The sequence below is a fragment of the Anaerostipes butyraticus genome (genome assembly GCF_016586355.1).
GTDB classification, from domain to species: domain Bacteria; phylum Bacillota; class Clostridia; order Lachnospirales; family Lachnospiraceae; genus Anaerostipes; species Anaerostipes butyraticus.
The window spans coordinates 78,686-91,485 of record NZ_BLYI01000047.1; the positions used below are offsets into that span (position 1 = coordinate 78,686).

A 12,800-nucleotide genomic window follows, 5' to 3' on the forward strand; every position below is an offset into this window, starting at 1 on the left:
GAGGTATTTACAAATGGCAGACAAGAAACAACAGCAGAAAATGAAAGGGAATCCAAGATCCCGGACAGGCACCGCAAGAGTGAGGAGGATTGAAAAGAAAATGGGGGGAATTGAGAAGGTTCTGTTTTTCCTTCTGATCCTTCTTTTCGCCGCATCATTTCTCGGCCTGTATATCGGAGATTATATGGAAGCAGCTGCATATTTCCAGGCAGGAATGGGGATGAATCTTGTAGCGATCGCTATCCTGAGCCTGGAGAAATTTTTCTTTTCCAAAAACTGGAACCGAAAGATTACAGCAGGATATGAAGTTTCTTACTGGATCATCCTGGTGTATACACTTATACTGGCACTGCAGTATGAGGGAATCCTGGATCTGGGACTGATGGAAGAGAGAAGCATCTGGATGGTGGTTCCCGCAGCCAGTCTGATCTGGATCACAAAGCTTGTATTTGGTGATGTGGCTTTTATTGATTATGAGTCCAGAAAAGAGGCAGAGGCGAAAAAGAAAGGACGGAAGTAGATGAATTACGCGAGACCTAAAATTGCAGAATCTGCAAAGATTGCGAAGGAAACTGTTCTGCTTGGAAATATTACGATCGGAGAGGAGTCCACAGTACTTTTCTTTACGGTTATGAGAGCAGAGGGAGAAGAATCCATTGTGATCGGAAAACGCAGCAATGTTCAGGAAAACTGTACCATTCACGTAGATGAAGGAAAGAGTGTAAAAATAGGAGATGGTGTAACCATCGGTCACAATGCGGTCATCCACGGATGTGAGATCGGAGACCATACACTGATCGGTATGGGATCCATCATTATGGATGGTGCAAAGATTGGAAAAGGATGTTTGATCGGAGCTGGAAGCCTGGTAACACAAAACGTGGAAATACCGGATGGCATGCTGGTAATGGGAAGCCCTGCCAGAGTAAAGCGTCCGCTGACAGAAGAAGAAAAGAAGTATATCAATGACAGTGTTCCGGAGTATATTGAAGTGGGAAATATGCTGAGAGAAGACGGAGTACTGTAATTCAGAACAGTCAGGGTGAGGAAAAGTATGAAATATAAAAAGTGTCCGATCTGTGATGAGAAATTAAGAAATGGAATCTGTCCGGTCTGCGGATATGATTTTAAGAGGCTGGAGAAAAAGGAAGTACAACAGGACCGCCACTGGGATGTGCTGGAACAGGATTCCAGGACAAAAAAACCGGTTTTTGCCCATGAAGAAAAGATATGTGGAAAAAAGAAAAAGTCTTCAAAACGGACAAATTCCTATAAACGGCAGGACTCTTATAAAAGGAAGACAGGGAGAAAGAGCACCGGGGGAAACAGGAAAACCGGCCTGATCCTTCTTGTGGTGATCATCCTGCTGGCTTCCGGTCTCCTGCCTGCATTGGGCAGCATGGTATTTCAGGGAGTTTCGGACATAAAAAACGAAATTCAGTACCGGCTGTTTGATAAGGCCAGCTCGGATGAGACGGGAGAAGTAGATCCTTATAAAAATACGACGTATGCACTGGATACGGAGGGGGAACATTTTGATACAGAGCTGACGGCAGGGGAATATCTGGCTGGTGTGGATCTTCCAGAAGGAATTTATAAGGTATCAATCCAGGAAGGCAAAACAGCGCTGCTTGTAAGAAACCAGAAACAGAGCATCAATATCTATGATTTTTACAGGTCAGATGCTGAGAAGGACGATGATTTTTATAAAAAATCAGAAGAGATCCGGCTGTATCGGGGAACTTATTTAAGAATTGACGGTGCAGGGACCATGCGGTTTGAGACGGACAGCGCAAAGGATGGATATGAACCGACGGCGAATCCGCTGAAGGAAAATGTCGCTGTAAAAGGGACGATGACTGCGGGAAAGGATTTTCCGGCAGGTTCCTATGACATTGTCTGCAAAAAGAACCGGGGCACTGTGCAGACCGTTTATCAGATTACAAAAGACGGCGCAGAGTACACGACAGATTATAATATGATCGCCAGCGGCGGTAATGATGTATGGGGAGATCCGGAAAGATATCTCCAGGTGTATTTTTATAAAGGAATGAAGATCAAAGTGCCGGATGACATGGAAGTGGAACTGGAGCCGTCTGTGTATACCCGCCCTGAGCATGCAGAAGAATACCGGTTTTATGAGCAGCTGAATGGAAATTGACGGGATACGGCTTGAAAATACAAAAGGAGTATGATACATTTAATAATATTGAAATATCCGGAGCAATGAGGCTCCGGCGGGCTGTACCGTGGAATTGAGATTCTGCCCCGAGGCACCAATGGCCCCGGGGCTTTTTCTTAGAAAACGGATGAAACGCGGCAGAAGATGAAGGAGGAAAAAACATGGCAAATCATATTGATGATGAAACGATCGAATATGTCGGAATCCTTGCCAAACTGGAACTGTCCGGAGAGGAGAAGGAACAGGCAAAGAAAGATATGGAAAGCATGCTGGATTATGTGGATAAATTAAATGAACTGGATACCAGCGGAGTGGAACCGATGTCTCATGTATTTCCGGTGCGCAACGTATTTCGTGAAGATGTGGTGACCAATGGAGATGGAAGCAAAGATACACTGGCGAATGCGCCAGAGGCACAGGACAATTCTTTTGTAGTGCCGAGAACGATCATATAGGAGGCGGGACATGAGTATTTTAGATTACACTGCCCTGGAACTGGGCAGAAAGATAAAAGACGGAGAAATAACCGCTGTGGAGGCGACAAAGGCTGCCCTGCAACAGATCAAGGCAGTGGAAGATCAGGTTCATGGGTTTGTATCTTATGATGAAGAAAGCGCCTTGAAGAGAGCGGAAGAAGTACAGAAAGGAATCGAAGAAGGAATATATGCCGGCCCTCTGGCAGGAGTGCCGATGGCTGTGAAAGATAATATCTGCACAAAAGGATATACAACAACCTGCAGTTCCAAGATTCTTGAGAATTTTGTGCCGACGTATTCTGCGCAGGCAGTGGAAAATCTCATAAAAGAAGGAGTTATATTCCTTGGGAAGACAAACATGGACGAGTTTGCCATGGGAAGCACAACAGAAACTTCAGCTTTTGGAGAGACAAAGAATCCATGGGATCTGGAAAAAGTTCCGGGAGGTTCTTCCGGAGGATCCGCGGCAGCAGTTGCATCCAATGAATGTTTTATGGCTCTGGGATCTGATACTGGAGGATCCATTCGTCAGCCGGCGTCTTACTGCGGTGTGACCGGAATGAAGCCAACCTACGGCACTGTTTCAAGATATGGACTGATCGCTTACGGTTCCTCTCTGGATCAGATCGGGCCAATCGCGAAAAATGTGTCAGACTGCGCGGCTCTGCTGGAAGTGATCGCGTCTCATGATCCGAAGGATTCCACATCGATTGAGAGAGACGATTATGACTTTACGTCAGCTCTGGTAGATGATGTAAAAGGAATGAAGATCGGAATTCCAAAAGATTACTTCGGAGAAGGACTGGATCCTGAGGTAAAAGACGCAGTGCTGGCAGCGGCAAAAGTTCTGGAAGAAAAGGGCGCTGTGGTAGAAGAATTTGATCTTGGGCTGGTAGATTATGCAATCCCTGCTTATTATGTTATTGCGGCAGCGGAGGCAAGTTCCAACCTTTCAAGATTTGACGGAGTAAAATACGGATACCGGGCAAAGGATTATGAAGGGCTTCATAACATGTACAAAAAGACCAGATCTGAAGGATTTGGAGCGGAAGTAAAACGACGGATCATGCTGGGATCTTTTGTGCTGAGTTCCGGATATTATGATGCGTATTATCTGAAAGCGTTAAGAACGAAAGCGCTGATCAAAAAAGAATTTGACAAGGCATTTGAAACATACGATATGATCTTAGGGCCGGTTGCTCCAACGACGGCACCGAAGCTGGGAGACAGCCTGAGCGATCCGATCAAGATGTATCTGGGAGATATTTATACGATTTCTGTCAATCTGGCAGGACTTCCGGGAATTTCTCTTCCGTGCGGCAGAGATAAGGATGGAATGCCGATCGGACTGCAGCTGATCGGGGACTGTTTCCAGGAGAAAAAGATCATACAGGCGGCTTATACATTCGAGCAGACAAGAGACTATGAAGCTCCAGAGATCGCAAAAGGAGGTGCCGAAGCATGAAAAAGCAGTATGAAGCGGTAATCGGACTGGAAGTCCATGTGGAACTGGCCACAAAGACAAAGATTTTCTGTGGATGCAGCACAGAATTCGGCGGCGCGCCGAATACTCATACATGTCCGGTATGTACCGGTATGCCGGGCTCTCTTCCGGTATTGAACAAACAGGTGGTGGAATATGCTGTAGCAGTGGGACTGGCAGCTGATTGTGAGATTACCCAGAACTGCAAATTTGACCGAAAGAATTATTTCTATCCGGACAATCCGCAGAACTATCAGATTTCCCAGCTGTATCTGCCAATCTGCAGAAATGGAAAAGTGGAAATCGATGTAGATGGGAATAAAAAAGATATCAGAATTCATGAAATCCATATGGAAGAGGACGCAGGAAAGCTGATCCATGATCCATGGACAGGAGATTCTCTTGTTGACTTTAACCGTTCCGGGGTGCCTTTGATCGAGATCGTATCGGAGCCGGATATGCGTTCCGCCGATGAGGTCATCGCCTATCTGGAAAAACTGAGACTGATCATCCAGTATCTGGGAGCTTCTGACTGTAAGCTTCAGGAAGGCTCCATGAGAGCGGATGTAAATCTGTCTGTCAGGGAAGAAGGAGCGGAAGAATTTGGTACAAGAACAGAAATGAAAAACTTAAACTCTTTCAAGGCGATCAAAAGAGCCATTGAAGGGGAGATGGAACGCCAGATCGATCTGATTGAAGCCGGAGAGGAAGTTGTACAGGAAACACGCCGTTGGGATGACACCAAAGGAGAATCCTTTGCCATGCGTTCCAAGGAGGATGCGCAGGACTACCGCTACTTCCCGGATCCTGATCTTGTGCCGGTCGTGATCAGCGATGAGTGGATCGAAAAGATCAAAGCGGCTCAGCCGGAATTCAGAGATGAGAAGAAGGCAAGATACAAAGAGGAATATGATCTTCCGGATTATGATATTGACATCATTACAGGATCCAAACATCTGGCAGATCTGTTTGAGGCAACGATCGCTCTTGGATCAGAGCCGAAGGAAGTATCCAACTGGCTGATGGGAGAGACCATGCGTCTGGTCAACGAGTCAGAAATGGAACTGGATGACGTGGCATTTGCACCGGAACATCTGGCAAAACTGATTGAGATGATCAAAAACAGTGAGATCAACCGTAAGGTTGGAAAAGAAGTCTTTGAAAAGATTTTCAAAGAAAACATTGATCCGGCAGCCTATGTGGAAGAACACGGATTAAAATCCATGAATGATGAGGGCGCGCTCAGGGCAGCCATTGAAGAGATTGTAAAGAATAATCCAAAGTCTGTGGAAGACTATAAATCTGGAAAGAAAAAAGCTATTGGGTTCCTGGTGGGACAGACCATGAAGGCAACCCAGGGGAAAGCGGATCCTGGAATCGTAAACAAAATACTAAACGAAATCCTGGCTCAGATATAAGAAGATACCATGGGACACAAATCTGCGGTTTTGCAGATTTGTGTCCTTTTCTATTGAATTTACGTTTTAAAATCAGTACAATAAGAAATGATAAATAAGAGAAAGGTATTGGATAAAGGGTATGAAAGAATATAAAGGAATTGTATTTTTTGACTATGACGGAACCACTGTGGATGAAGTCGACAGAATCAAGACAGCAACGCCGACAACCGTGGAATCACTGAACAAATTGAAAGAAAACGGATATCTGACCATGCTCTGCTCCGGAAGGACCAAACGTTTCCTGGAAGCGGATATTGACAAATTCCAGGGAGCTATCACATGCAATGGAGCATTTACGGAAGTTGACGGAGAAGTATTCAGGGATATTACCATTCCGGATGAGTTAATGTTTGATGTGATCGATAAATATTTTCCAAGGGATACGATCATTCAGCTGGAGACTCAGGATGTGACTTACTATCTTCACAATGATGCGGAATTTTTCCAGTATTTCTGCCGTCTGTTCAGTCTTCCGGAGAGATGGTACGCGCCTTGGAAGTTCCGTACAAAGGAGAACCATATCAATAAGCTGGTATTAAATTATAAAGATCCAAAAGTATTGGAAGATTTTAAAGAAGAATACAAAGATGTATTCCAGTGTGCAAAGCATGTTCGGGAGAATTTTATTGATATTACATTAAAAGGTGTTACAAAGGGAGATGCGATCGAGGAACTGATCGGGAAGCTTGGAATCGACAGGAAAGATACCTATGCATTTGGCGACGCTGACAATGATGTAGAGATGATGAAAGTGGTAGGAACCGGAGTTGCCATGGGAAGACACAGCGATGCTGTAGGAGAAGTAGCATCTATGGTAACCGGAACTGTAAAAGAAGAAGGCATTACACAGGCATTGGAAAAACTGGGGCTGATATAATGGGAAAATACAGAGGAGTCGTATTGTTTGATTATGACTTTACGACAGTTGATAAAGATGAAGGGGTGCCTGCCGCTTCACCAAAAACGATAGAATCTCTGGAGAGATTAAAAGAAAATGGATATCTGACCATGCTCTGCTCCGGAAGGACCAAACGCTTTCTGGAAGAGGATATTGACAAATTCCAGGGAGCGATTACCTGTAATGGAGCTTATACGGAAATTGAAGGACATCCTGTCCGTGACATCCATATTCCGGAAAATGTGGTGCAGAAAGTGATCCATGAGTATGACACGGAAGAATCCGCTCTCCACCTGGAAACGCAGGATGTTACATATTATATTGAACATGGGCAGGATTTTTATAAAGGATTTCGTATGTTCCTGGATCTTCCGGAACACTGGTTTGCGCCATGGAGCCAGCATAAAGAGGGAGAACATATTACCAAGATTGTCTTAAACTGCACAAAAAAGGAGATTATGGATCGGTTTCGGGAAGAATTCGAAGGGAAGCTGCAGTGTATTCCGCCGTTTGAAGACAAACTGATCATGGATGTTATGTCTGTCGGAATCACAAAAGGAGAAGCGATTAAATATCTGCTGGAGAAATTCGAAATTGATCGAAAAGACAGCTACGCTTTTGGAGATTCTGATAATGATGTGGAGATGCTTCGAGCTGTGGGCACCGGCGTGGTCATGGGAAAACACAGCAAGGCAGCAGGTGAAGCAGCGACAATGTTTACAGGAACCGTAAAAGAAGAAGGCATTACCACAGGACTGGAAAGGTTAGGATTGATCTGATATGGCAAAAATAATATTTGATCTGGATGATACTCTGTATGATCTGATGGAGCCGTTTCAGAAGGCTCACGAAGAAGTATTTGGAGATAAGACCGGCGCAGACTGTGAGAAACTGTTTATGGCGTCCAGGATTTACAGCGATGAAGCGTTCTATCTGGTAAGAGACGGAAAACTGCCGAAAGAGGAGGAGTTTGCTTATCGAATTCAAAAGACATATCAGGAGGCGGGGCTGAATCCTGAGAGAGAAGAGACGGATCGGTTTGAAGAGAGATACCGCTATTATCAGAAACATCTGCATGTGCCGGAAGTGATCCGGAAAATGCTGGATCTCTGTGTAGAACGGGAAACTGTAATCGGAATTCTGACCAATGGAACCGCGGTAAATCAGGGAAAGAAGATCAAGGTTCTCGGAATGGAACGGTGGTTCCCGAAGGAACGGATTTTCATATCAGACGAGGTGGGAGCCACCAAGCCTGATGTCAGAGCCTTTCAGGCCGTGGAAGACTCCATGGATTTGGACCCAAAGGATACCTGGTTTGTGGGGGATACGTTTGAAGTAGACGTGGACGGCGCTCATAACGCTGGCTGGCATATCATATGGTTCAATCACCGGAAACGAAAGGCACCGGAAGGAGCCAGACAGCCGGATTTGGAAGTTAGGACAGCAGAGGAACTGCTGGAAGCAGTTGAAAAATTGACAAAATGGGTAAAAAATTGACAGCAGAGAAGAGGAAACTCTTTTCTGCTGTCAATTTTTTATAATTTATGATCCGCGATAACAGTACGAATTGTTTTTAAAGACTGATTTGCCTGTTCGCTGTTTCGAAACATTGCCAAAACAAAGAGGGCATCAATAATAGCCAGCTGAGAAATCCTGGATGCCAGTGCCTCAGAGCGGTAAGCTGTCTCTTCAGCCGTACAGGTCAGAACAATGTCTGCGATTTTAGTGAGCGGCGAAGTAGGATAGCTGGTCAGAACAATAATTTTTGCAGATGTTTTTCTTGCGGTTTTGGCGATTTCAATGGTTTCTTTTGTAGCGCCGGTATGAGAAATAATAAATGCGCAGTCATTTGATGTTAAAAGAGAGGCATTCATCAGCTGCATATGATAATCGGATACATATTGACATTGAACCGGAGAGCGGAGAAATTTGTGATACATATCTTCCGCAACAACGCTGGATCCGCCTATACCAAAAAAACTTACAATATTAGATTTTAAAAAAATATCTGCCGTTCTGCCGTAATCTTCTGCATGGATTAATTTTTTTGTATCCTGTAGAGACTGAATAGTAGAATCAAAAACTTTTTCAATTTTTGTGTAATCATTATCAGATTGCTGAATGTTTTCATGAATAGAGACAGAAGCATCTGACTCTTCCGTCAGAAGAGCTATCTTAAATTCTTTGAATCCTGAATAACCTAATTTCCTTGTAAACTGAAAAAAGGTGGAAACAGCAATTCCGAGAAACTGTGCAAGTTCATTGATGGTACTTCTGGATGTTTTCTCAGGGTAATCTAATACATAATCCGCAATTCTTTTTTCAGTAGGACTTAATTCAGGATATAAAGCTTTGATTTTCAAACGGATTGTGATGGCAGATTTTTCTTCATGCTTCATAATTATTCTCCAAAGTTTTGTATATTGAATTTCATATAAATAATATCATTTTTTTTTGTGATTGTAAAACGAAAAAATTTTTTTATAAAAAGTATTTACAAGAAAAAAATTTTGTGCTAATATTAGTACATCAGTTAAGGAAGGACATGAAAAGAAAAAAATCAGAGAAAGGAGGATAATTTTTAGCACAGATTCACAGATGAAAAGAAGGAGGTAACGAAATGGAGTTAACAGTCATTCAGGCATTGATCATTGCAATCTGGGTTGCGCTGATTGAATCCAGATGCCTTGGATATGCCACATTAACATTGCGCTTCAGTCCATTGATGACAGGCTTTGTCTGCGGAGCTGTCATGGGAAATGTTTCTGAAGCTATGATGGTAACTGCAACCATTCAGCTGATTTATATGGGAGCGGTTGCGCCAGGAGGAACATTGCCAAGTGAACCGGCAATTGCTGCTGCAATTGCGGTACCGGTATCATTGATCGGAAATCTGAGTCCGAATCAGGCAGTGGCAATTGCGGTACCAGTAGGACTGCTGGGGTCATACTTATATCAGTTCCGATTCTTCCTGAATACGTTCTTTACAAAAGTAATGGATAAGTATGCGGCAGAAGGAGATGGAAGGAGACTGGGACTTTCTATTATGCTGATTCCGACAGTCATTTCTTTCTGTTTGTTTATTCCGCTGACATTTATTGCTTTATATTTTGGAGCGCCGGTCATTTCAGATGTAGTTAATATGATTTCCAACGGACCTATTTTCCATATCCTGGAAGTTGTCGGCGGCGGACTCGCAGCTCTCGGAATTGCGGTAATTATGCATGTTATAGGAAAGAAGAGCCTGCTTATTTTCTTCTTCCTGGCATATTTTATGAGCGTTTCACTGAGCAGTCTGGAAATTAATACAGTGACTTATGCAATCTTTGGATGTATTTGTGCAGGAATGTACATCCTGTTTACTGCAAAAGAAGCGTAAAGGGAGGTGTGAAATATGAGTGAATATATCGAACAGTTTATGGATGAAGAAGGAACGATAACGGCGGATACAAGTGTTATGACAAAGCCGGAAAATGCACCGGAACCAATTACAAATAAAGATTTGCTCAAATCATGGTTCCGCTGGTGGTGGGCAAATGAAGTGCCGCATACATATGACCGTATGCTGGCTCCGGCATTTTGCTTTGGAATGATTCCGGCATTAAAAAAGCTTTACAAGGACAAAGCGATGCTTGCGGAAGCATTTCAGAGACATTTAATGTTCTTTAATACCCAGGCAGTCTGGGGCGGAGGAACGCTGACAGGAGTTTCTATTTCTTTGGAAGAAGCGAGGGCAAAAGCGCTTCATGAAGGAAAGCTGGAAGAAGCAGTGGACGTTTCCATGATTAACAATACGAAAATCGGATTGATGGGACCTCTGGCAGGAATTGGAGATGCCATTGATTCTGGTACGGTACAATATATCTTTATTGCAATTTTTCTTCCGTTTGCAAAATCAGGAAGCGGTCTGGGAGCTTTACTTCCATTTTTATGTTTTGCATTGTCAACCTTTATTTACGGCTTTTTCTTTACCAAAATGGGATACAGCTTAGGACGAGGCGCTGCAAAAGAGATCATGACAGGAGCAAAAATGAAATCAGTGATCAATGCGCTGGGAGTTCTTGGATTGTTTATGATGGGAATCATGGCAGCACAGTATGTGGATGTTTCCAGTGCACTGGAATTTACGATCAACCAAAAGGAATTTGTTATCCAGGATATTCTGGATTCTATCCTTCCGGGACTTCTTCCGCTGTTGACAGTACTTGCATTGTATCTGTTCTTTGACAAGAAGGGATTGAAGATTACAAAAGGTATGATCGTGTTGACTGTTTCACTGATTATATTAGCAGCAATTGGAATTTTATAAAACTGGAGGAAGTAAAATGGCAAATCGGGCAATTATTGTAATCACACATGGAGAATTTGGAATAGAGCTGATTAAAAGTGCAGAAATGATCATGGGTCCCCAGGAGGATGTAAAGGGGCTCGGGCTCCGTCCCGGAGAATCCGTTGATGATCTGCGGGCAGAAGCAGGGGAAACGGTAGAAAAATTTAAGGAAGACGGAAAAGAAATCATCGTATGCTGTGACGTGCTGGGCGGAAGTCCAAGCAACGTAGCGCTGTTCCTTGCAGCAAAATATGATCTTCAGATTTTTACAGGTGTTAATATGCCGCTCCTGATCGAATTATTCCAGGGATATCAGGACGATGAAGATACGGAAGAACTTTTAAACCGGGCAGAAGCGACAGGTTCTGAGGGCGTAAAACGTTTGGCAAAAGATTTTTTAAAAAAATAGAATCAACAGGAGGTAAAACAAATGGGTACAATTAATTTAGTAAGAATTGACGACAGACTGATCCACGGACAGGTAATGACAAAATGGTCCAAAGGAATGGGAACCAATGCGATTTATGTTATTGATGATGTAACGGCAGCAGATGATTTTATGAAAGATATCTACATCTCAACAAATTCTTCAGCAAATTTAAAAATTGAAGTTTACAGCGTGGATGAAGCAGTAGAAGAGTATAAAAAGAATCAGTACGGAGATGACAAAGTCATCTTATTATTTAAGACGGTTGCATATGCCAAAAAATTTATTGAGGCAGGAATTCCTGTGGATTCTCTCTGCGTCGGCGGTATTGCCAAGAAACCGAAAGCAACATTTGTAATTTCTACTGTAGGTCTGACACAGGAAGATGCGCAGCAGCTGAAAGAACTTCATGACAAGGGAATCGAAGTATACTTCCAGATTGTGCCGGATACACCGAAAGTTTCTTTCGAAGATGCTATGAAGAAAATGTAGGAGAAGACTGTATGGTTGAATATCGAATTGCAATTGTAAATTCCAGCAGTTTCGGAAGAAGGTTTCCAGATCAAATGGAGAGGCTGCAGAAAATCGGAACAGTGGAAAGAATTACAGTTGACGGCATGATGAGAGGAAAAGAACTGGCAGAACGGCTCCGGGGATATAATTTGATCATTTCCAGCGTTACTCCCTTTTTTGACCGGGAATTTTTTGAGAATAAGGACGAGTTGCTGATCATTTCCAGGCATGGTATCGGCTATAACAATATCGACTTAGAAGCAGCCAGAGAACATAACACGACAGTATCAATCGTCCCGCCTCTGGTGGAGAGGGATGCCGTAGCAGAAAACGCGGTAGCAAATCTCATGGCTGTCATGCGCATGACAGTTCCAGCTGTCAAGGCAGCATCAGAGAATCGGTGGAAAGACCGGGCCAGCTTTGTTGGAAACGGAATTACAGGGAAAACAGTGGGCGTGATCGGCTGTGGAAATATCGGAAGCAGGGTAGCAGAGATATTAAAACACGGATTCAATACCCGGCTGCTGGTAACAGATCCGAATCTAGATCTTGAATGGGCCAGGGAACACGGAGCAGAACAGGTTGATTTGGAAACTCTGGTATCAGAAGCAGACATTATTTCTCTGAACTGCACTCTGAATGAGACATCATTTCATATTCTGAATCAGCAGATGTTTGAGAAAATGAAACCAGGCGTATATATTACAAATACAGCAAGAGGAGATCTTATTGATGAAGAGGCTGCCTGTAAGGCTATTGAAAATGGAATTATAAAAGGAATGGCAGTCGATGTGATGCATGAAGAACCGGCCTCAAACACACATCCGTATTTTAGATATGATAATGTTCTGGTGACACCGCATACATCAGCTTATACAATCGAATGTCTGCAGGGTATGGGAGAAAAATGTGTAGAAGACCTGGAAAAAATAATTGTCGGGCAGAAACCTGAATGCACTGTAGAGAAATAGTATGAAGCCAGAAGCCCTTTTCATTCAGTGGAAAAGGGCTTCTGCTGCAAATACCACAGG

Annotated in this window: 15 protein-coding genes; 14 read left to right on the top strand and 1 reads right to left on the bottom strand. The window is 43.4% G+C overall.

The annotated features are described in order from the left end of the window. Positions 1–13 precede the first annotated feature (13 nt). The 9 genes from JMF81_RS11525 (at position 14) to JMF81_RS11565 (ending at position 7,996) form a co-directional block, all read left to right on the top strand. Positions 14–520, top strand: coding sequence for a hypothetical protein (locus tag JMF81_RS11525; protein ID WP_201311596.1), 507 nt, complete (start codon positions 14–16; stop codon positions 518–520). Next, positions 521–1,027 (top strand): gamma carbonic anhydrase family protein, encoded by a 507-nt coding sequence (locus JMF81_RS11530; RefSeq protein WP_201311597.1) that lies wholly within the window; start codon positions 521–523, stop codon positions 1,025–1,027. It begins immediately after the preceding gene. A 27-nt stretch (positions 1,028–1,054) separates the two neighbouring features. Beyond that, the gene (locus JMF81_RS11535; RefSeq protein WP_201311598.1) at positions 1,055–2,161 is read left to right on the top strand and encodes a hypothetical protein; all 1,107 of its coding nucleotides are present in this window, start codon (positions 1,055–1,057) and stop codon (positions 2,159–2,161) included. Positions 2,162–2,343: 182 nt separating this feature from the next. Further along, positions 2,344–2,637, top strand: a complete 294-nt coding sequence (gatC, locus tag JMF81_RS11540) for an Asp-tRNA(Asn)/Glu-tRNA(Gln) amidotransferase subunit GatC (protein ID WP_201311599.1) — start codon at positions 2,344–2,346, stop codon at positions 2,635–2,637. Between the two features lie 10 nt (positions 2,638–2,647). Continuing rightward, entirely contained in the window at positions 2,648–4,123 is a 1,476-nt protein-coding gene (gatA, locus tag JMF81_RS11545; RefSeq protein WP_201311600.1) for an Asp-tRNA(Asn)/Glu-tRNA(Gln) amidotransferase subunit GatA, read from the top strand. Beyond that, positions 4,120–5,559 carry an Asp-tRNA(Asn)/Glu-tRNA(Gln) amidotransferase subunit GatB gene (gene gatB / locus JMF81_RS11550; protein ID WP_201311601.1) on the top strand — a complete coding sequence of 480 codons (1,440 nt, stop codon included), beginning with the start codon at positions 4,120–4,122 and terminating at the stop codon, positions 5,557–5,559. Before gatA ends, gatB begins: the two co-directional genes overlap by 4 nt. A gap of 121 nt (positions 5,560–5,680) precedes the next feature. Beyond that, on the top strand, positions 5,681–6,478 hold the full coding sequence (locus JMF81_RS11555; RefSeq protein ID WP_201311602.1) for an HAD family hydrolase: 798 nt from the start codon (positions 5,681–5,683) through the stop codon (positions 6,476–6,478). Further along, entirely contained in the window at positions 6,478–7,278 is an 801-nt protein-coding gene (locus tag JMF81_RS11560) for an HAD-IIB family hydrolase (RefSeq protein ID WP_201311603.1), read from the top strand. The genes JMF81_RS11555 and JMF81_RS11560 overlap by 1 nt, the downstream gene beginning before the upstream one ends. Position 7,279: 1 nt before the next feature. Then, positions 7,280–7,996, top strand: coding sequence for an HAD family hydrolase (locus tag JMF81_RS11565; protein WP_201311604.1), 717 nt, complete (start codon positions 7,280–7,282; stop codon positions 7,994–7,996). Positions 7,997–8,034: 38 nt separating this feature from the next. On the opposite strand, the gene JMF81_RS11570 is transcribed toward JMF81_RS11565, so the two are convergent. Further along, positions 8,035–8,898, bottom strand: coding sequence for a MurR/RpiR family transcriptional regulator (locus JMF81_RS11570; RefSeq protein WP_201311605.1), 864 nt, complete (start codon positions 8,896–8,898; stop codon positions 8,035–8,037). Between the two features lie 221 nt (positions 8,899–9,119). Here JMF81_RS11570 and JMF81_RS11575 point away from each other — a divergent pair, with 221 nt between their 5' ends. Genes JMF81_RS11575 through JMF81_RS11595 form a run of 5 tightly spaced genes read left to right on the top strand, consistent with a single transcriptional unit; the run spans position 9,120 to position 12,740 of the window. Further along, positions 9,120–9,878 carry a PTS mannose/fructose/sorbose/N-acetylgalactosamine transporter subunit IIC gene (locus JMF81_RS11575; RefSeq protein ID WP_201311606.1) on the top strand — a complete coding sequence of 253 codons (759 nt, stop codon included), beginning with the start codon at positions 9,120–9,122 and terminating at the stop codon, positions 9,876–9,878. A 15-nt stretch (positions 9,879–9,893) separates the two neighbouring features. Continuing rightward, on the top strand, positions 9,894–10,808 hold the full coding sequence (locus tag JMF81_RS11580; protein WP_243282624.1) for a PTS system mannose/fructose/sorbose family transporter subunit IID: 915 nt from the start codon (positions 9,894–9,896) through the stop codon (positions 10,806–10,808). Between the two features lie 16 nt (positions 10,809–10,824). Then, positions 10,825–11,238: a PTS sugar transporter subunit IIA gene (locus tag JMF81_RS11585; RefSeq protein ID WP_201311607.1), complete on the top strand. Its 414-nt coding sequence runs from the start codon at positions 10,825–10,827 to the stop codon at positions 11,236–11,238. 21 nt (positions 11,239–11,259) lie between these two features. Continuing rightward, entirely contained in the window at positions 11,260–11,748 is a 489-nt protein-coding gene (locus tag JMF81_RS11590) for a PTS system mannose/fructose/N-acetylgalactosamine-transporter subunit IIB (RefSeq protein WP_201311608.1), read from the top strand. A gap of 11 nt (positions 11,749–11,759) precedes the next feature. Continuing rightward, positions 11,760–12,740 (top strand): D-isomer specific 2-hydroxyacid dehydrogenase family protein, encoded by a 981-nt coding sequence (locus JMF81_RS11595; protein WP_201311609.1) that lies wholly within the window; start codon positions 11,760–11,762, stop codon positions 12,738–12,740. Positions 12,741–12,800: the final 60 nt, after the last annotated feature.